17 protein-coding genes and 4 tRNA genes are annotated in these 16,552 nt (G+C 58.5%); 12 read left to right on the plus strand and 9 right to left on the minus strand.

The window, feature by feature from the left end; all coding sequences use genetic code 11:
* Positions 1-105 precede the first annotated feature (105 nt).
* Together RMV17_RS25160 and RMV17_RS25165 are read left to right on the plus strand one after the other, a co-directional pair.
* Positions 106-3,054, plus strand: a complete 2,949-nt coding sequence (locus RMV17_RS25160) for a DUF748 domain-containing protein (RefSeq protein WP_311883367.1) — start codon at positions 106-108, stop codon at positions 3,052-3,054.
* Positions 3,054-3,350 (plus strand): DUF2845 domain-containing protein, encoded by a 297-nt coding sequence (locus RMV17_RS25165; protein ID WP_150751693.1) that lies wholly within the window; start codon positions 3,054-3,056, stop codon positions 3,348-3,350. The genes RMV17_RS25160 and RMV17_RS25165 overlap by 1 nt, the downstream gene beginning before the upstream one ends.
* A 269-nt stretch (positions 3,351-3,619) precedes the next feature.
* On the opposite strand, the gene RMV17_RS25170 is transcribed toward RMV17_RS25165, so the two are convergent.
* Entirely contained in the window at positions 3,620-3,976 is a 357-nt protein-coding gene (locus RMV17_RS25170) for a BON domain-containing protein (RefSeq protein ID WP_242207033.1), read from the minus strand.
* Between the two features lie 296 nt (positions 3,977-4,272).
* Entirely contained in the window at positions 4,273-4,713 is a 441-nt protein-coding gene (locus RMV17_RS25175) for a pilin (RefSeq protein WP_016986243.1), read from the minus strand.
* Between the two features lie 225 nt (positions 4,714-4,938).
* Between RMV17_RS25175 and pilB the strand changes: the two genes are divergently transcribed.
* From pilB to yacG, 5 genes are read left to right on the plus strand one after another with little or no spacing between them, the layout of a single operon-like run.
* Positions 4,939-6,639, plus strand: a complete 1,701-nt coding sequence (pilB, locus tag RMV17_RS25180; protein WP_311883379.1) for a type IV-A pilus assembly ATPase PilB — start codon at positions 4,939-4,941, stop codon at positions 6,637-6,639.
* Positions 6,640-6,641: 2 nt separating this feature from the next.
* Positions 6,642-7,859 carry a type II secretion system F family protein gene (locus tag RMV17_RS25185; RefSeq protein WP_311883381.1) on the plus strand — a complete coding sequence of 406 codons (1,218 nt, stop codon included), beginning with the start codon at positions 6,642-6,644 and terminating at the stop codon, positions 7,857-7,859.
* Between the two features lies 1 nt (position 7,860).
* Positions 7,861-8,733, plus strand: a complete 873-nt coding sequence (locus tag RMV17_RS25190) for an A24 family peptidase (protein ID WP_311883384.1) — start codon at positions 7,861-7,863, stop codon at positions 8,731-8,733.
* Positions 8,730-9,353 carry a dephospho-CoA kinase gene (gene coaE / locus RMV17_RS25195; RefSeq protein ID WP_311883386.1) on the plus strand — a complete coding sequence of 208 codons (624 nt, stop codon included), beginning with the start codon at positions 8,730-8,732 and terminating at the stop codon, positions 9,351-9,353. The genes RMV17_RS25190 and coaE overlap by 4 nt, the downstream gene beginning before the upstream one ends.
* The gene (yacG, locus tag RMV17_RS25200) at positions 9,350-9,550 is read left to right on the plus strand and encodes a DNA gyrase inhibitor YacG (protein WP_095048684.1); all 201 of its coding nucleotides are present in this window, start codon (positions 9,350-9,352) and stop codon (positions 9,548-9,550) included. The genes coaE and yacG overlap by 4 nt, the downstream gene beginning before the upstream one ends.
* Before the next feature lie 6 nt (positions 9,551-9,556).
* Here the strand turns inward: yacG and RMV17_RS25205 are convergent, their stop codons facing one another.
* Positions 9,557-9,772, minus strand: a complete 216-nt coding sequence (locus tag RMV17_RS25205; RefSeq protein WP_008078491.1) for a hypothetical protein — start codon at positions 9,770-9,772, stop codon at positions 9,557-9,559.
* Between the two features lie 65 nt (positions 9,773-9,837).
* Positions 9,838-10,527 carry an energy-coupling factor ABC transporter permease gene (locus RMV17_RS25210; RefSeq protein WP_311883391.1) on the minus strand — a complete coding sequence of 230 codons (690 nt, stop codon included), beginning with the start codon at positions 10,525-10,527 and terminating at the stop codon, positions 9,838-9,840.
* A 192-nt stretch (positions 10,528-10,719) separates the two neighbouring features.
* Here RMV17_RS25210 and RMV17_RS25215 point away from each other — a divergent pair, with 192 nt between their 5' ends.
* The 5 genes from RMV17_RS25215 (at position 10,720) to RMV17_RS25235 (ending at position 14,205) form a co-directional block, all read left to right on the plus strand.
* Positions 10,720-11,346 carry a DUF1780 domain-containing protein gene (locus RMV17_RS25215; RefSeq protein WP_008078503.1) on the plus strand — a complete coding sequence of 209 codons (627 nt, stop codon included), beginning with the start codon at positions 10,720-10,722 and terminating at the stop codon, positions 11,344-11,346.
* Complete coding sequence (locus RMV17_RS25220) at positions 11,343-11,870, plus strand: MOSC domain-containing protein (protein WP_311883394.1); 528 nt, start codon at positions 11,343-11,345, stop codon at positions 11,868-11,870. The genes RMV17_RS25215 and RMV17_RS25220 overlap by 4 nt, the downstream gene beginning before the upstream one ends.
* A 51-nt stretch (positions 11,871-11,921) precedes the next feature.
* Positions 11,922-12,095 carry a DUF3094 domain-containing protein gene (locus tag RMV17_RS25225; RefSeq protein WP_007909875.1) on the plus strand — a complete coding sequence of 58 codons (174 nt, stop codon included), beginning with the start codon at positions 11,922-11,924 and terminating at the stop codon, positions 12,093-12,095.
* A 116-nt stretch (positions 12,096-12,211) separates the two neighbouring features.
* A complete protein-coding gene (locus RMV17_RS25230) occupies positions 12,212-13,510 on the plus strand; it encodes an NAD(P)/FAD-dependent oxidoreductase (protein ID WP_311883397.1) in 1,299 nt (432 codons plus the stop codon).
* 287 nt (positions 13,511-13,797) lie between these two features.
* Positions 13,798-14,205: a hypothetical protein gene (locus RMV17_RS25235; protein WP_034153869.1), complete on the plus strand. Its 408-nt coding sequence runs from the start codon at positions 13,798-13,800 to the stop codon at positions 14,203-14,205.
* 63 nt (positions 14,206-14,268) lie between these two features.
* On the opposite strand, the gene RMV17_RS25240 is transcribed toward RMV17_RS25235, so the two are convergent.
* The 5 genes from RMV17_RS25240 to RMV17_RS25260 form a co-directional block, all read right to left on the minus strand.
* The gene (locus tag RMV17_RS25240) at positions 14,269-15,894 is read right to left on the minus strand and encodes a methyl-accepting chemotaxis protein (protein WP_311883400.1); all 1,626 of its coding nucleotides are present in this window, start codon (positions 15,892-15,894) and stop codon (positions 14,269-14,271) included.
* Between the two features lie 164 nt (positions 15,895-16,058).
* Positions 16,059-16,135: transfer RNA gene (locus tag RMV17_RS25245), tRNA-Pro, on the minus strand.
* Between the two features lie 97 nt (positions 16,136-16,232).
* Positions 16,233-16,308, minus strand: a tRNA-Lys gene (locus RMV17_RS25250).
* 5 nt (positions 16,309-16,313) lie between these two features.
* Positions 16,314-16,390, minus strand: a tRNA-Pro gene (locus tag RMV17_RS25255).
* Between the two features lie 9 nt (positions 16,391-16,399).
* Positions 16,400-16,475 (minus strand) — tRNA-Asn (locus RMV17_RS25260).
* Between the last annotated feature and the right edge of the window lie 77 nt (positions 16,476-16,552).

A 16,552-nucleotide genomic window follows, 5' to 3' on the forward strand; every position in this document is an offset into this window, starting at 1 on the left:
ACATGGGTTCTGTGTTTTGAGATAAATCTGAACAATCCTGCCCCATGCGAGGTACTTCGGAACCAGAATCGCGTGCCATACTCCAAGGCACTCCGATTCAGACAGATGAAGCCGCACATGCCCAAAGGATTGATTCGCGCGATTGGCGCCTTGTTGACAGCTCTGGCCCTCTACAGCCTGCTGGGGTTTCTGATTTTGCCGGGCATCGCCCTGCGTGTGGCCAATCAACAACTGGCCAATTACGCGACGGTGCCTGCGCATATCCAGCGTATCGAGCTCAACCCGTTCAGCCTTGAAGTCACCCTGTGGGGACTGGTGATCGGCGAGCCGGGCAAGGAACAGATCGGCTTCGATCGCCTGTACGCCGACCTGCAAATCGACAGTCTGTGGACCAAAGCCCTGCACCTGGCCAACATCGAACTGGACAAGCCGAAGAGCGAAATCCTTTTCGCCAAAGACGGCAAGCTCAACCTTCTGGGCCTGTTCAATGTGCCGGCCAGTGAGCCGACACCGGCCGATCCGAACGCCAAGCCCTTCCCGCTGCGCATCGACAACATCAAACTCGCCGGTGGCGTCGTGCACTTTGAAGATGTGCGCCCGAGCGAGCCGATCGAATTCCTCTACGACGACCTGAGCTTCGAACTGAAAAACCTCAGCACGTTGCCCGAAGACAGCGCCGACATGACCCTGGTCGCCATCGGCCCCGCTGGCGGCCGGATCGACTGGAGCGGTAATTTCAGCCTGATCCCGTTCACCTCCGAAGGCACCCTCAAAATCACCGACGGCAAGATGAAAGCCTTCTGGCCCTACGTGCGTGACTCGGTACCTTTGGTACTCGAAGACGGCGTGATCAGCCTCAGCAGCGAATACAAACTCAATCTGTCGAAAGAAACCGAACTGCAGTTGAACAATGTCGCGGTGAGCATCGCGCCATTCGCGATCAAGGCCCCCGATGGACGCCCGTTGGCGAAGCTCGAACGTCTCGACGTCAGCGAAACCTCGGTCGATCTGGCCAAACAGCAAGTGGTGGTCGGCAAGATCCGCAGCAACAAACTGGAAACCTGGGCAGCGCTCGAAGCCGACGGCCAACTGGACTGGCAGAAACTGTTCGCCAGCCAACCGTCGAAACCCGCCGCCAAAGCCGCCGCAGAACCGGTGAACACGCCGGCCGCTGCCGACTCGCCGAAAACACCGCCCGCGCCGAGCAAACCATGGCAAGTGCTGCTCAAAGACGTGCAATTGCGTAACTACACCGTGCATCTGGCCGACCGCTCGGCCACACCCGCCGTCGCCCTGGATATCACCCCGCTGAACGTCGATCTGCAGGATTTCGACAGCCTCAACGGTTCGCCCTTCAAGCTCAAGCTCGACAGCGGCGTGGGCAAGCAAGGCAAGATCACGGCTGACGGCACGGTCAATCTCGCCCCGGTCAACGCCCAGCTCAATGTAAAAACCCAGGACATCGACCTGCGTGTCGCGCAGTCTTACATCAACCCGTTCATTCGCCTGGAACTGCGCAGCGGCATGCTCGGCAGTGATCTGAAGGTCAACCTCAAGAGCACCGAACCGCTGGCGCTCAGCGTCACCGGGCGCGCGCAGATCGATCAACTGCACACCCTCGACACCCTGAAAACCCGCGATTTTCTCAAGTGGCAGCAAGTGGTTGTCGAGGGCCTGAATTATCAACACGGCGACAGCCTGTCGATCGACAAGATCAATCTGTTCCAGCCGTATGTGCGGTTCATGATCAACGATGACCGCACCACCAACATTGATGATCTGTTGATTCCACAACCCGCCGACAGCGGCGCAAAAACCGCAGCAGCGAAACCGGCCAGCAACGACAAACCGCTGGGCATTCATATCGGCGGCATCGCCATCAACGACGGTTCGGCCAACTTCGCCGACTTCAGCCTGACGCCGAACTTCGCCACCGCCGTGCAGCAACTCAATGGCCAGATAGGCACCATCGACAGCCGTCAGGCCAAACCGGCCAGCGTCGATATCAAAGGCAAGGTCGACCGTTATGCACCGGTGACCATCAAAGGCGCGGTCAATCCGTTCGACCCGATGGCCAGCCTCGACATCGCCACCAGTTTCAAACGCGTCGAACTGACCACCCTGACGCCCTACTCCGGCAAATTCGCCGGTTACCGCATCCGCAAGGGCCGGCTCAACCTCGACCTGCATTACCTGATCACCAAGGGCCAGCTCAAAGCCGAGAACAAAGTGGTGGTCGAGCAATTGCAGCTCGGTGAGAAAGTCGACAGCCCGGATGCTGTGAGCCTGCCACTGAAACTGGCGATTGCCTTGCTCAAGGACGTCGACGGCAAGATCTCCATCGAATTGCCGGTGACCGGCGACTTGAACAACCCGCAGTTCAGCGTGATGCCGATTGTCTGGCAGACCCTGCGCAACCTGATCGTCAAAGCCGCTGCCGCGCCCTTCAAAATGATTGGCGGGCTGATCAGTGGCGGCGGTTCGGAAGACCTTGGCACGGTGTCGTTTGCCCCGGGTTCCAGCGAGTTGAACAAGGATGCCGAAGCGGCGCTGATCAAACTGTCGCAAGCACTGAAGGAGCGCCCGGCCCTGCGTCTGGAGATCGAAGGCACTGCCGCGCAGAGCAGCGATGGTCCGTTGCTCGCCGAACAGCGTCTGGAGCGTGAATACCAGAACAACTACTACAAGATGCTCCAGCGTCGTGGCGATAAAGTTCCGGCTCAGGCGTCGTTGCTGCAAGTGCCCGACAGCGAGAAAGGTCCGCTGCTCGAAGGCATCTATCGCACCCGCCTGAAAACCCAGCCACCGGCCGAATGGAAAGATCTGGGCAAGGAAGAACGTACGGCGAAGATGCGCGAAGGCGTGATCAAGTTCTGGAGTGGCAGCGACGTGCTGTTGCGTCAGTTGGGTCAGGACCGCGCCAGCAGCATCAAGGATTATCTGGTCGATAAAGGCCAGCTCGCAGACGACCGCGTGTACTTCATCGACGCCAATCTCGGTGAAGCCGAGAGTGATGGCCGCGTGGTGACGCAAATGCACCTGGATGCCGAGTGATGAAACTGCAGTGGCTGGCCTTGCTCGCAATGACGTTCGCGGCCAGTCACGCCTCGGCGTCCGATACGCTGCGCTGCGGCAGTCAGTTGATCAGTCTCGGAGACCGCTCAAGCGAAGTCCTGCAAAAGTGCGGTGAGCCGGTCAGCCGAGATGTGCTGGGCTACAAGCGTAGCGCCAATCGCCGCGAGGAGTTTCAGGTCGAGGAATGGACCTACGGCCCGAGCAACGGCATGTATCAATACCTGCGCTTCGAAGGCAATCGCCTGCGACAGATCAACAGCAAACGCGGTAACTGACTCAACACCAAACCCCTGTGGGAGCGAGCCTGCTCGCGAATGCGTCGTGTCAGTCGACATCTTCGTCGGCTGACAGATCGCATTCGCGAGCAGGCTCGCTCCCACAGTTGTTTTATGTTGCCCCTGAAATAGAACAGGCCCCGACACAAGTGGCGGGGCCTGTAATGGTCACATCCGTGTGACCGTTCGCATGAACTCTAAAGTTGCGGCAGACGTATTGCTCGGCCCGTCTGTCGCGCCTTCTCCCGGTCCAGGCGAGAAGTCATGCCTTACTCGGCTTTCAGGCCGTCAGCGGAGACCGCTTTGACGCCTTTGATTTTCTTGGTGATCGCTACAGCGGTAGCTTTCTGAGACTCGGTAACGGCTACAGTCGACGACAGCGATACAACACCTTTGTTGGTTTCTACTTTGATGTCGGTGCCCGGAATGCCTTTTTCGGTGACCAGGTCGCTTTTGACTTTGGTGGTGATCCAGGTATCGGAAGTAGTTTCTTTAGCCTTGGTCATTTCACCGGCGGCCAGAGTCATTGGAGCCTGGGTAGCCTGGGTGGATTGTGCGAACGCACCGGAAGCCATGGTCAGGGTCAGCGCGGTAGCAGCAGCGGCAGTGATAGCGAACTTCTTCATACGAGTAACTCCTGTTTTTCTGGAAAGTCTGCTGGTTGTCTTGTCAGCAGGGTTACCAAGGTAGTTGCGAACGCTGTGCCAACTTTTTATCCACAATAAAAATATTTAAAATCAAACACTTAGCCAAAAACCCAAATTCCGATTTCATGCAATTTGCATGACTTGCAGATAAATCGCATGCAAGTTGCGGTTTTTTGGAAAGTTCCTAAGACGCTGAAATTATTGAAGCTTTTATTTATCGCCAGACCAAGAAAATGCCCCGTAAACGGGGCATTTTTAACAGATCGAATGATCGATCAAGTACCGCTGCCTGGGCAGCCTTTAGGGGCGTAGTCGGCGTTCACGGTTGATGCACAACTCCAGACACCCGCTGCCGAGCCAGTCCCGGAAGAGCGGGTTAGCGTGATCGTTTTGCCCAGCACCGGAGCTGGTGCGTTAGCGAGTGTGCAAACGATGCTGCCTGCCCCAGAAGACGCAGTACCCGACGCCGCTACCGTGCCGCAGTTGGTAGTGGTGAAAGTGGCGCTACCGGTGACGTTCGTCAGGCTTGGATCGGTGCCTTGGTTAATGGTGTCTTCAAACGGAATCTTCAGTGCACTGATTTCTGCCAGACCCGCAGTGACCTTCGCCCGCGCTTGATACTTGGTGTACTGCGGCAGGGCGATAGTCGCCAGAATCCCGATGATCGCCACCACGATCAACAGTTCGATCAGAGTAAAACCTTGTTGTTTTTTCATAGACACGCTCCATGCATGAGTCGAAATCTCATGATCTGCAAGGGACGCAGCATAGGCCATGCCAACGCCTCCAAGCCCCGTCCGTTGGGCGCGTCCCCTCTACAACGCCATTTCCTACAACCCGCAACCGCACTATCTGACACTTTTTGTCACCTGTACCCGCCGTGTTTGGCGCTGTCACTTGACTAGGCTATAAGTCATGAACGGCAAGCCTGCGGAATACCCATGAATGACATCGCTCTGAGCGGTCTGGCCAAGCAATTGGTGCAGGCCGAACTGCTCACGGAAAAAAGCGCCCAGCAAGCCTGGCAACAGGCCCAGCGCAATCGGCTGTCGCTGGTCAGCTATCTGGTGCAGAACAAACTGGTCAAGAGCTGGCAGGTGGCCGAGATCGCCAGCGAGCATTTCGGCATGGCGTTCCTTGATCTCAATTGCCTCGACAAGGAAACCCAGCCCAAAGGCCTGGTCAGCGAAAAACTGGTCCGTCAGCATCACGCCCTGCCCTTGTGGCGGCGGGGCAACAAGCTGTTCGTGGGGATTTCCGATCCGAGCAATCATCAAGCGATCAACGACATTCAGTTCAGCACCGGCCTGAGCACCGAAGCCATTCTGGTCGAGGACGACAAGCTCAGCGATGCCATCGAAAAGTTCTTCGACACCCACGCCAGTGGTCTGGAGGACATGGCCGATGTCGATCTCGACGGCCTCGATGTCGAATCCATCGACGACAACAAACAGGACGCCATCGCTGGCCTCGACGCTGACGATGCACCCGTGGTGCGCTTCGTCCACAAGATGTTGCTCGACGCGATCAAGAGCGGCTCTTCCGACCTGCACTTCGAACCCTACGAGAAGAACTACCGGGTACGCGTGCGCACCGACGGCATCCTGCGCGAAGTGGCCAAGCCACCGATTCAACTGGCCGGGCGCATCGCCGCACGCCTGAAAGTCATGGCCAGCCTCGATATCTCGGAACGACGCAAGCCGCAGGACGGGCGGATCAAAATGCGCCTGTCGAAGAGCAAGTCGATCGACTTTCGGGTCAACACGCTGCCGACCCTGTGGGGCGAAAAAGTGGTGATCCGGATTCTCGACCCGTCCAGCGCACAGATCGGCATCGACGCCCTCGGCTACGAGCCGGTGCAGAAAGACTTGTACATGGCCGCGCTCAAGCAGCCACAGGGCATGATTCTGGTCACCGGCCCCACCGGTTCGGGTAAAACCGTGTCGCTGTACACCGGCCTGAATATTCTCAACACCGTCGACATCAACATCTCCACTGCCGAAGACCCGGTGGAGATCAACATGGAAGGCATCAACCAGGTCAACGTCAACCCCAAACAGGGCCTGGACTTTGCCCAGGCGCTGCGCTCGTTTCTGCGTCAGGACCCGGACGTGATCATGGTCGGCGAGATCCGCGATCTGGAAACCGCCGAGATCGCGATCAAGGCTGCGCAGACCGGCCACCTCGTGCTCTCGACCCTGCACACCAACAGCGCTGCGGAAACCCTCACGCGTCTGCACAACATGGGCATTCCCGGTTTCAACATCGCCACCTCGGTCAGTCTGATCATCGCCCAGCGGCTGGCGCGAAAACTGTGCAGCCATTGCAAGAAGCCCATCGAGATCCCACGCGAAACCTTGCTCAAGGAAGGCTTCCCCGAGGAACGCATCGGCCATTTCACGATCTACGAGCCGGTCGGTTGCGATCACTGCAACGGCGGCTACAAAGGACGCGTGGGGATTTATGAAGTGGTGAAAAACACTCCAGAGCTGCAACGTTTGATCATGGCCGAAGGCAACTCGCTGGAAATCGACAGTCAAATGCGCCGCGACGGCTTCGACGACCTGCGCACCTCAGGGCTGCGCAAAGCCATGCAAGGCATCACCAGCCTTGAAGAAATCAACCGGGTTACCAAGGACTGAACATGGCGGTCAAGGCAGCGAAAATCAGTATTTATGCCTGGGAAGGTACGGACAGGAAAGGCAGCAAAGTCACCGGTGAACTCAGCGGACAGAACCCGGCGCTGATCAAGGCTCAACTGCGTAAACAGGGGATCAATCCCGGCAAGGTGCGCAAGAAATCCGCGTCTCTGTTGAGCTTTGGCAAGCGTATCAAAGCTCAGGACATTGCCCTGTTCACCCGGCAGATGGCGACGATGATGAAGGCCGGCGTACCGTTGTTGCAGTCGTTCGACATCATTGGCGAAGGCTTTGAAAACCCGGCCATGCGCAAGCTGGTGGACGAGGTCAAACAGGAGGTCGCGGCGGGTAACAGCTTCGCCACCGCCCTGCGCAAGAAGCCGCAATATTTCGACGAGTTGTATTGCAACCTGGTCGACGCCGGCGAACAGTCCGGCGCCCTCGACACGTTGCTGGAACGGGTCGCAACCTATAAGGAAAAAAGCGAACGGCTCAAGGCCAAGATCAAAAAAGCCATGACCTACCCCACCGCCGTGGTGCTGGTGGCGGCCGTGGTGACCGGGATCCTGCTGGTGAAAGTGGTGCCACAGTTTCAGTCAGTGTTTTCCGGTTTCGGCGCTGAGCTGCCCGCGTTCACCCTGATGGTGATCAGCCTGTCCGAGTTCATGCAGCAATGGTGGTGGGCGATTCTCGGCGCTCTGGTCGGGGCGATTTTCGGTACTCGCCATGCGCTGAAAACATCCCAGGCCTTGCGCGATCGCAAAGACACCTGGCTGCTGAAACTGCCACTGGTGGGCACGCTGATGTACAAGTCCGCCGTGGCGCGATTCGCTCGAACCCTGTCGACCACATTCGCTGCCGGTGTGCCGCTGGTGGAGGCGCTCGATTCGGTGGCCGGGGCCACCGGCAACGTGGTGTTCAAACGCGCTGTGCTGCGCATTCGTCAGGACGTCTCGACCGGTATGCAGCTGAATTTTTCCATGCGTACCACTGGCGTGTTTCCGAACATGGCCGTGCAGATGACCGCGATCGGCGAAGAGTCCGGTGCACTGGATGAAATGCTCGACAAGGTTGCAGGCTTTTACGAGGAAGAAGTGGATAACATGGTCGACAACCTCACCAGCCTGATGGAGCCGTTCATCATGGTGGTGCTAGGCGTTATCGTCGGCGGGCTGGTGGTGGCCATGTACCTGCCGATCTTCCAACTCGGCTCAGCGATCTGACATGCCTATCGACGAACTGTTCGCCCTGTATCCGCTGGCCTTTGTCTTCACCGCCCTGTTGCTGGGTCTGGTGGTCGGCAGCTTCCTCAACGTACTGATCTGGCGCCTGCCGAAAATGCTTGAGCGCGACTGGCGCCAGCAGGCCCACGACGTGCTCGGCTTGCCCGGCGAAACGCCGCAACCGACCTACAACCTGATGCTGCCGCACTCCGAATGTCCGCATTGCGCCCACCGGATCCGCCCGTGGGAAAACATTCCCCTGCTCAGTTATCTTTGGCTGCGAGGGCGCTGCTCAGCGTGCGCCGCGCCGATCAGTAAACGTTATCCGTTGACCGAACTGGCCTGTGGGCTGCTCTCGGCCTTCATCGCTTGGCACTTCGGGGTCGGTTGGCCGGCGTGCCTGCTGATCGTCCTCACCTGGGGCTTGCTGGCGATGAGCCTGATCGACACCGCGCATCAGTTACTGCCTGATGTGCTGGTGCTGCCGCTGCTGTGGTTGGGGTTGATCATCAACAGTTTCGGCTTGTTCGTGCCCTTGCACGATGCGCTGTGGGGCGCGGTGGTCGGCTACATGGCGCTGTGGTCGGTGTTCTGGCTGTTCAAATTGCTGACCGGCAAGGATGGTATCGGTCACGGTGACTTCAAGTTGCTGGCGCTGCTCGGCGCGTGGGGCGGCTGGCAGATTCTGCCGCTGACCATCCTGTTGTCATCGCTGGTCGGCGCCGTGATCGGGGTGATTTTGCTGCGCCTGCGCGAGCAGAAAACCTCGACGCCGATCCCCTTCGGCCCCTATCTGGCAATTGCCGGCTGGATTGCCTTGCTCTGGGGTGGTCAAATAACCGACTTCTATTGGCAGTTTGTCGGTTTGAAATGAATACCCCTGTGGAAAAACCCTGGATTCTCGGCCTCACCGGCGGCATCGGCAGCGGCAAAAGCGCGGCGGCCCAGCACTTCATTGATCTGGGTGTCCATGTGGTGGATGCCGATCACGCGGCGCGCTGGGTGGTAGAGCCGGGGCGTCCAGCGCTGGCAAAGATTGCCGAACACTTCGGCCCGGGCGTACTGCACGCTGATGGCACGCTGGACCGCGCCGCCCTGCGCAAGCTGATCTTCGAGGTGCCGGAGCAACGCCGCTGGCTCGAAGCCCTGCTGCATCCGCTGATCGCCGAGGAAATCGCTCATCATCTGGCGCTGGCAAAATCGCCTTACGCGATTCTGGTTTCGCCGCTGTTGATCGAATCCGGGCAATACGCGATGACCCAGCGCATCCTGGTGATCGACGCCCCGCAACAATTGCAGATCGAACGCACCTTGCAGCGTGACCAGACCAGCGAAGCGCAGGTTCAGGCGATTCTCAAGGCCCAGTCGAGCCGCGAAGACCGCGTGAGCCGTGCCGACGACGTGGTGGTCAATGACCGCGACCTCGCCTGGTTGCACAGCGAAGTCGAGCGTCTGCATCACTTTTACCTGACTTTATCCGGAGGCCAAGCATGAGCCAGATTCCCACCGTTGAATGCCCGACCTGCGGCGCCCCCGTGGAATTCATCCCCGAAAACAAGTTTCGGCCGTTCTGCTCTGATCGCTGCAAGCTGATCGACCTCGGCGCCTGGGCGTCGGAAGAACACAAGATTCCGGTCGCACCGGATGCCGAGGACGAACTGTTTTCCGGCGACTTCGATCCGCGTCACTGATCTCGATCAGGGCCGCATAAAACCGTAGTCCTGTTCGTCGTCGAGATTTTCCGCCAGAAAGCGCAACTCGTCGGCCAGGTCTTCGGCGTTGCGCACGGCCTTGCTCTGCTGCACCACCGCACTGAGCAAGGCGCGCAAACTCAAACCCGGGTCAAAGCCCACCTCCTGCGCCATGTCCAGACTCTGCCGGGTCTCCTGCCTTGCCCACTCGTACACACTCATGCCGCTGCTCCTGAAGGGATTTGCGCGAGCATGAAATTTCCCGCGCGTGGCGGGTTTGATGTGGATCAAGACTTCGGATCGTCGTCCTTCCATGGCGCTGAAAGGTAGCGTGTGCGGTTGAAGGTCTCCAGCCATTCCGGGCTGAATACCACCAGCGCACTGACGATCATGCCGTTGATGAACGCCTCGGGGAAAATGATCAGCCACAAGTAACCGATGAAGTCTTCCAGCCATTCCGGCATGGCGAAAAGGCCGTCGTACCAGAGCAGCGTCAGGCTCAGGATCAGGCACAACAGGGCTGACAGCGCGGCGGCAAAAAAACCGGAACAGAAGATGTACACGAATGGATTGCGTGGCTGCGCACGCTCGACGAGGATCGCCACACACTCGGTGACCAGCACCGGCAGCAGAATGAACAAGGCGCCATTGACCCCCATCGCCGCGAGATCCTGACGCCCGAGCAGCACCAGTCCGATCTGTGCCACCAGCCCGCCAATGATCGCCAGCGGCCAGTCCAGCAACAGGGTTACCGCCGTCATGCCGAGGAAGTGATACGACACGCCCGTGTCGAAATCCCTGCGCATCAACCACAACAGAAACAACGCAAACACGGTGCCGAACAGCAGATGCTGGCGCCGGCTGTCGCTGAACAACTCGACCCACGGCGCCCGCACGATCGCCCAGAGCAGCACCGGCAGATAAATCAGCCAGCCGAGCGTCAGGCTCGCCGAGGACAACAGTTCAGCTCCAATCATGACCCTCACCTTTGCGACGACGCATTCCCTGTAGGAGCTGCCGAAGGCTGCGATCTTTTGATCTTGCTCCTTTAAAGTCAAAAGATCGCAGCCTTCAGCAGCTCCTACAAGTGCGCGATGACGCGGCGGTTTGTAAGCATCAGCCCAAGCAAAGCTTTCTGCTTGTCGCAATTGAACGCTAAGCTTGGGCTTATGGATGACTCAGATTATTTACGCCTGCTGACCATCGCGGCCGAGCAGGCCAACGCCTTTCTGTCCAATGCCCGCAAATGGGAGCGTGAGCGTTGGGTCTGCCAGCGCCTGCTGCAAGGCCTGAACATTCCCTACCGCGCCGACGAATTCGCGCCGGCCGGCGAACCGCCGGACGTGCTGTTTCGCGATGCCAATTTCGAGGTGTTCTTCGTGCTCGATGAGGGGCGCCGGCTCAACGACGAATGGCGCGATGAATTGCAGCGCCGCCGAAGCGCCTTTTCCCTCAGCCAACTGGTGCGCCGCGAAGCCAAGCCCAAGCGCATCCCGGCCAATGAATTCCTGATGCGACTGGCGCCGACCTTGCGCAAAAAAGCGCACAACTACAAGGAACGCGGTATGGATCTGGGCGAACTGGACATCATTGCTTTCGCCAGTCTTAAACGCGAGGTGCTGGATCTGAACAGCCATTTTCCGCCGCCAACCGAATATCTACGTCAAGGCTGGCGCTCGCTGTCACTCGTCGGCCCGACGTTTGCCCGTGTGCTGTTCGCCCACCCGGACGCGCCGGACTTTCTGCGCAGCAACCTCGGTCGCAGCATTGTCTTTGATGTGGGAATCAGTCTGTGACGCCACTTCAGCAATTGATCGCCGATGTGCCGCAGACTGGGCGTGTGCGCTGGATCGGCGTGCGCCCCGAGTCGCGTGGGTCGATGATCGAACTCGATGCGGTGGAAGCGCGGCTGGAAGCTGGACTGACCGGCGACCACGCCCGCCCCGGTGTGCGTAACGCGCGGCAGGTGACGCTGATTCAGTGGGAACATCTGCCGGTGATCAGCGCATTGATGGGGCGCCCCGATGATCAACCTGTCAGGCCTGAAGATCTGCGGCGCAATCTGGTTATCAGCGGTATCAATTTGTTTAGCCTGAAGGGTCGGCGCTTTCGCATCGGTCAGGCAATATTCGAAACCACGGGCTGGTGTCAGCCCTGCGCACGGCTGCAGAACAACCTTGGCCCGGGCACCTTTCAAGCGGTGCGCGGGCATGGCGGAATTACCGCGCGAGTGTTACAAAGCGGGATCATTCGCCTCGAAGACCGGGTGAGCGTCGAGCCGGTTCCGGACAGCGGCTATGCTGCGTTCAACCCCGGATAAAAACCGCTGTAGCTTCTGCCCATTCAGTAACGTCTACCTGACGAGGCAAATATGACCAGCCGCCTGAACCCCGAAGACCAGAAACATGTCGAAGAGTACCTGCAACTGTCCCAACACCGAGTCGAGCGCCGGCCATTTCGGCCGTGGATGCTCCTGGTGCTGGTGCTGGCAGTGACCATTGGTCTGGGCTTGTTGAGCCGATTTATCAGTTACCTGACGCTATGAGCTGCAAGAGGGTCTGTTGACGTTTTATGACGAACCGCGTCATAAAACGTCAACAGACCCTCAGCTCGCTTGGGTAACCGCACCGATTTCCTTTAAAAACCTTGCGAGTTATCCCTATGTCCCATCGTATTGTTATTGTCGGCGGCGGCGCCGGCGGTCTGGAGTTGGCTACCCGTCTGGGTAAGACTCTGGGCAAACGCGGCACGGCCAGCGTGATGCTGGTCGACGCCAACCTGACGCACATCTGGAAGCCTCTGCTGCACGAAGTGGCCGCCGGCTCGCTGAACTCTTCCGAAGACGAACTCAACTATGTTGCCCAGGCCAAATGGAACCACTTCGAGTTCCAGCTGGGGCGCATGAGCGGGCTCGATCGCGCGCAGAAGAAAATTCAACTGGCAGCGACTTACGACGAAAACGGCGTCGAACTGGTGCCGGCACGTGAAGTGCAGTACGACTCGCTGGTGATCAGCGTCGGCAGCACCACCAACGATTTCGGCACGCAGGGCGCGGCGCAGCACTGCCTGTTCCTCGACACGCGCAAACAGGCCGAGCGCTTCCACCAGCAACTGCTGAATCACTATCTGCGTGCCCATGCCGGGCAAACCGATGTGGTCGAGCAGATCAGCGTCGCGATCGTCGGCGCTGGCGCCACGGGCGTCGAGCTGGCGGCAGAACTGCACAATGCCGCCCATGAACTGGCGGCGTATGGTCTGGACCGGATCAAACCGGAAAACATGCACATCACCCTGATCGAAGCCGGGCCACGGGTGTTGCCTGCCCTGCCGGAGCGCATCAGCGGGCCCGTGCACAAGACCCTGGAAAAACTCGGGGTCAATGTGATGACCAACGCTTCGGTCAGCGAAGTGACCGCCGATAGCCTGATCACTGCCGATGGCAATGAGATCAAGGCCAGCCTGAAGGTCTGGGCGGCGGGTATTCGCGCACCGGGTTTCCTCAAGGACATCGACGGCCTGGAAACCAACCGCATCAATCAGCTGCAAGTGTTACCGACCCTGCAAACCACCCGTGACGAGAACATCTTCGCCTTCGGTGATTGCGCTGCGTGCCCACAACCGGGCACCGATCGCAATGTGCCGCCGCGTGCACAAGCCGCGCACCAACAGGCGTCTCTGCTGGCCAAGTCGCTGAAATTGCGCATCGAAGGCAAGACCCTGCCGGAGTACAAGTACACCGACTACGGCTCACTGATCTCGCTGTCGAGTTTTTCGGCTGTGGGTAACTTGATGGGCAACCTGACCGGCAGCGTGATGCTCGAAGGCTGGCTGGCGCGGATGTTTTACGTGTCGCTGTACCGCATGCACCAGATGGCGTTGTACGGGCCGTTCCGCACGGCGATGCTGATGCTGGGCAGCAAGATTGGCCGTGGCACTGAACCGCGTCTGAAACTGCACTAAAACCTGTGGGAGCGGGCTTGCTCGCGAAAGCTTCTGATCAGTCGCATCAACATTGACTGACAGAACGCTTTCGCGAGCAAGCTCGCTCCCACAATGTTTTGTGTTGATCGAAAGATCTGTTTCGTACTGTATCCCCGCCCCACATTTCCGACCTTCGCTTACAAACTCCCCTGCTGCGCGACACAGACGCGATACACCGCGACCGCTTAATGGCCACACCCGAGCAACACCTGCTCAGGCAATCGTCCTTAACGTGTGGTTGCGCAGTGCAGCCCAGGAGAATGTAAATGTCCCGTACTTCGTCCCTCGGTAAAAAATCCATTGGCCTGATCGGCGCAGCCCTGGCGGGCGGCTTGATGTTGTCCGGTTCGGTGTTTGCCGCCCAGCCACTGGCGCAGGGCTACATGGTTGCGTCGGCGGAAACCTCGGTGAAAGCGCCGGAAGGCAAATGCGGTGAAGGTAAATGCGGCGACGCCTCAATGGCCAAGACGGACAGCGATGGTGACGGCAAGGTCTCCCGCGCCGAATTTCTGAAAGTCGCGCCGAAGTCAGACTTCGACAAGATCGACACCAACCATGACGGTTTCATCGACGAGCAAGAGGCCTACAACAACGTGAAGGCCAACTTTGAAGCCAACGGCAAGAAGATGCCAAAAGGCTTGTTCGAGCACCTGAAAGATCAAGACGGCGCTTGATCGACAGTAAAAAACAAGCCGCGCTTCTCCTGAGAGAAACGCGGCTTTTTCACGTCTGCCCGTTTACAACTGGAAGCGCCGCACCATGCCCTGCAAGGCGTTAGCCAGTTGCGACAATTCATGGCTGGAGGCACTGGTCTGGTTAGCGCCAGCGGCAGAACGTACCGACAAATCACGAATATTCACCAGGTTGCGATCCACTTCCCGCGCGACTTGCGCTTGTTCTTCCGCCGCGCTGGCAATGACCAGATTGCGCTCATGAATCTCATGCACCGACGCGGTAATGGTTTGCAGCGCCTCACCGGCACGCTCTGCCAACGCCAGCGTGGTCGTCGCCCGCGCCGTGCTGGCCTGCATCGAATCCAGCGCCAGGCTCGAACCGCTGCGCATGCCCTGGACCATCTGTTCGATTTCCTGAGTCGATTGCTGCGTACGATAAGCCAGTGCCCGTACTTCATCGGCCACTACGGCGAAGCCTCGCCCGCTCTCGCCGGCCCGTGCCGCTTCAATCGCTGCGTTGAGCGCCAGCAGGTTGGTCTGCTCGGCAATCGCCCGGATCACGTCGAGCACTTTGCCGATGTCCTGCGACTGGTTGGCCAGTGATTGCACCAACTCACCGGTCTGTTGCACATCGCTGGCCAGAGCATTGATGGCCGTGGCGGTCTCACTGACACGCACCTGGCCCAGATGCGCCGACTCGCTGGACTGGCGAGTCGCGTCAGACGTCGACACCGCATTGCGTGCGACCTCTTCCACCGCTGCCGTCATCTGGTTGACGGCGGTCGCGGCCTGTTCGATTTCATTGTTCTGTTGTTGCAACCCCTGTGTGCTGTCGAGCGTCACCGCATTGAGTTCATCGGCAGCGGTTGCAAGTTGCGTGGCCGAGCCGCTGATGCCTTGCAGCGTCTCTCGCAGGTTCTGCTGCATAGTCGCCAAGGCTTTGAGCAAACGACTGACTTCATCGTTGCCATGGGTTTCGATTGGCCGGGTCAGATCACCCTGCGCCACACTTTCTGCTGCACTCACGGCACTGCTCAACGGACGAACGATACTGCGCGTGAGCATCATCGCCAGTGCCACCGTGGCCAGCGCGGCCAAGGCAATGAACAAGCTGACAATCGTCCGCGAGTTTTCGTAGTGCGCAGCGGACTTCTGGCTTTCGGCGGCGACCTGTTTGGCAAACAGATCCGCCAGATCGTTGAGTTGTTTGCCGGAGCCATCGACGACGGTTTTCATGTCGACCAGCAACAATTTGGTCAATTCATCACGCTTGCCTTGCTCGGCGAGGGCGAAGGATTGAGCGATGCCGCTGCGATAGGCAGCGAAGGTTTTCTTGAACTGGTCGTATAGCTGCTGGCCTTCCGGGCTGTTGACCAGTTTGTCGTAAGCAGCGATTTTCTCGCTCAGCTCTTTGTCGCGGGTGTCCATCTGGCTGCGGTAGGTGGCGATATTGTTCGCGTCCTGATCCAGCGCCATGCGCAGCGAGATGGTGCGGATGCGCAGCATGATCTCGCGAATCTCATCGCCGCCACGAATGCTCGGCAGCCACTGATTTTCTACCGCGACCTCGCTGTCGCGAATACTCGACATCTGCCCGAGCGCAAAAACGCCGAGCAAGGCCACCAACACCGCGATCAGGGCGAACCCCAGGGCCGCCCGGGGAGCAATATTCAACTGACGAAGCAACATGACGAACGCCCTTATTCTTGTATTGGCAGATTCAAGGGGCGAAAGCCATGGCAGTCCCCTCGTGTTAGCGGGCTATCGGCAGGTTGTATGATGACTTGAAGGGGAAATGAGTTTTTGTCGGACAAAAAAAATCCCCGTATCTTTCGATACGAGGATTTTTAATATGGTCGGGGTAAGGGGATTCGAACTCCTGACATCCTGCTCCCAAAGCAGGCGCGCTACCGGACTGCGCTATACCCCGGTAAAAAAAAGGCGACCTTTCAAAGATCGCCTTCTTCGATCAGCGCTTTTGGCCTCTGATCTTAAGATTCGATCCCAGCGTTAACTGGTTTCAAAAATGGTGGGTCGTGTGGGATTCGAACCTACGACCAATTGGTTAAAAGCCAACTGCTCTACCAACTGAGCTAACGACCCAAAAATGGTCGGGGTAAGGGGATTCGAACTCCTGACATCCTGCTCCCAAAGCAGGCGCGCTACCGGACTGCGCTATACCCCGGTTTGAAATTGGCTCCGTGACCAGGACTCGAACCTGGGACCCAATGATTAACAGTCATTTGCTCTACCGACTGAGCTATCACGGAACTACATATTTCAATTTACAACGGTGAAACTTGTTGCATCTAGTCACTCGTTCGCATCGCTGCGTTCGTGTGTCTGA

It is taken from the genome of Pseudomonas sp. VD-NE ins, from assembly GCF_031882575.1.
Lineage (GTDB): Bacteria > Pseudomonadota > Gammaproteobacteria > Pseudomonadales > Pseudomonadaceae > Aquipseudomonas > Aquipseudomonas fluorescens_BZ.

Bases quoted from the DNA above. Each gene is read 5' to 3' on its own strand.
- RMV17_RS25235 (WP_034153869.1), top strand. From the start codon at position 13,798: ATGTCCCGTACTTCGTCCCTCGGTAAAAAATCCATTGGCCTGATCGGC.
- RMV17_RS25240 (WP_311883400.1), bottom strand. From the start codon at position 15,894: ATGTTGCTTCGTCAGTTGAATATTGCTCCCCGGGCGGCCCTGGGGTTC.
- RMV17_RS25225 (WP_007909875.1), top strand. From the start codon at position 11,922: ATGACCAGCCGCCTGAACCCCGAAGACCAGAAACATGTCGAAGAGTAC.
- RMV17_RS25175 (WP_016986243.1), bottom strand. From the start codon at position 4,713: ATGAAAAAACAACAAGGTTTTACTCTGATCGAACTGTTGATCGTGGTG.
- RMV17_RS25210 (WP_311883391.1), bottom strand. From the start codon at position 10,527: ATGATTGGAGCTGAACTGTTGTCCTCGGCGAGCCTGACGCTCGGCTGG.
- coaE (WP_311883386.1), top strand. From the start codon at position 8,730: ATGAATACCCCTGTGGAAAAACCCTGGATTCTCGGCCTCACCGGCGGC.
- pilB (WP_311883379.1), top strand. From the start codon at position 4,939: ATGAATGACATCGCTCTGAGCGGTCTGGCCAAGCAATTGGTGCAGGCC.
- RMV17_RS25170 (WP_242207033.1), bottom strand. From the start codon at position 3,976: ATGAAGAAGTTCGCTATCACTGCCGCTGCTGCTACCGCGCTGACCCTG.
- RMV17_RS25205 (WP_008078491.1), bottom strand. From the start codon at position 9,772: ATGAGTGTGTACGAGTGGGCAAGGCAGGAGACCCGGCAGAGTCTGGAC.
- RMV17_RS25215 (WP_008078503.1), top strand. From the start codon at position 10,720: ATGGATGACTCAGATTATTTACGCCTGCTGACCATCGCGGCCGAGCAG.
- RMV17_RS25230 (WP_311883397.1), top strand. From the start codon at position 12,212: ATGTCCCATCGTATTGTTATTGTCGGCGGCGGCGCCGGCGGTCTGGAG.
- RMV17_RS25185 (WP_311883381.1), top strand. From the start codon at position 6,642: ATGGCGGTCAAGGCAGCGAAAATCAGTATTTATGCCTGGGAAGGTACG.
- RMV17_RS25160 (WP_311883367.1), top strand. From the start codon at position 106: ATGAAGCCGCACATGCCCAAAGGATTGATTCGCGCGATTGGCGCCTTG.
- yacG (WP_095048684.1), top strand. From the start codon at position 9,350: ATGAGCCAGATTCCCACCGTTGAATGCCCGACCTGCGGCGCCCCCGTG.
- RMV17_RS25165 (WP_150751693.1), top strand. From the start codon at position 3,054: ATGAAACTGCAGTGGCTGGCCTTGCTCGCAATGACGTTCGCGGCCAGT.
- RMV17_RS25190 (WP_311883384.1), top strand. From the start codon at position 7,861: ATGCCTATCGACGAACTGTTCGCCCTGTATCCGCTGGCCTTTGTCTTC.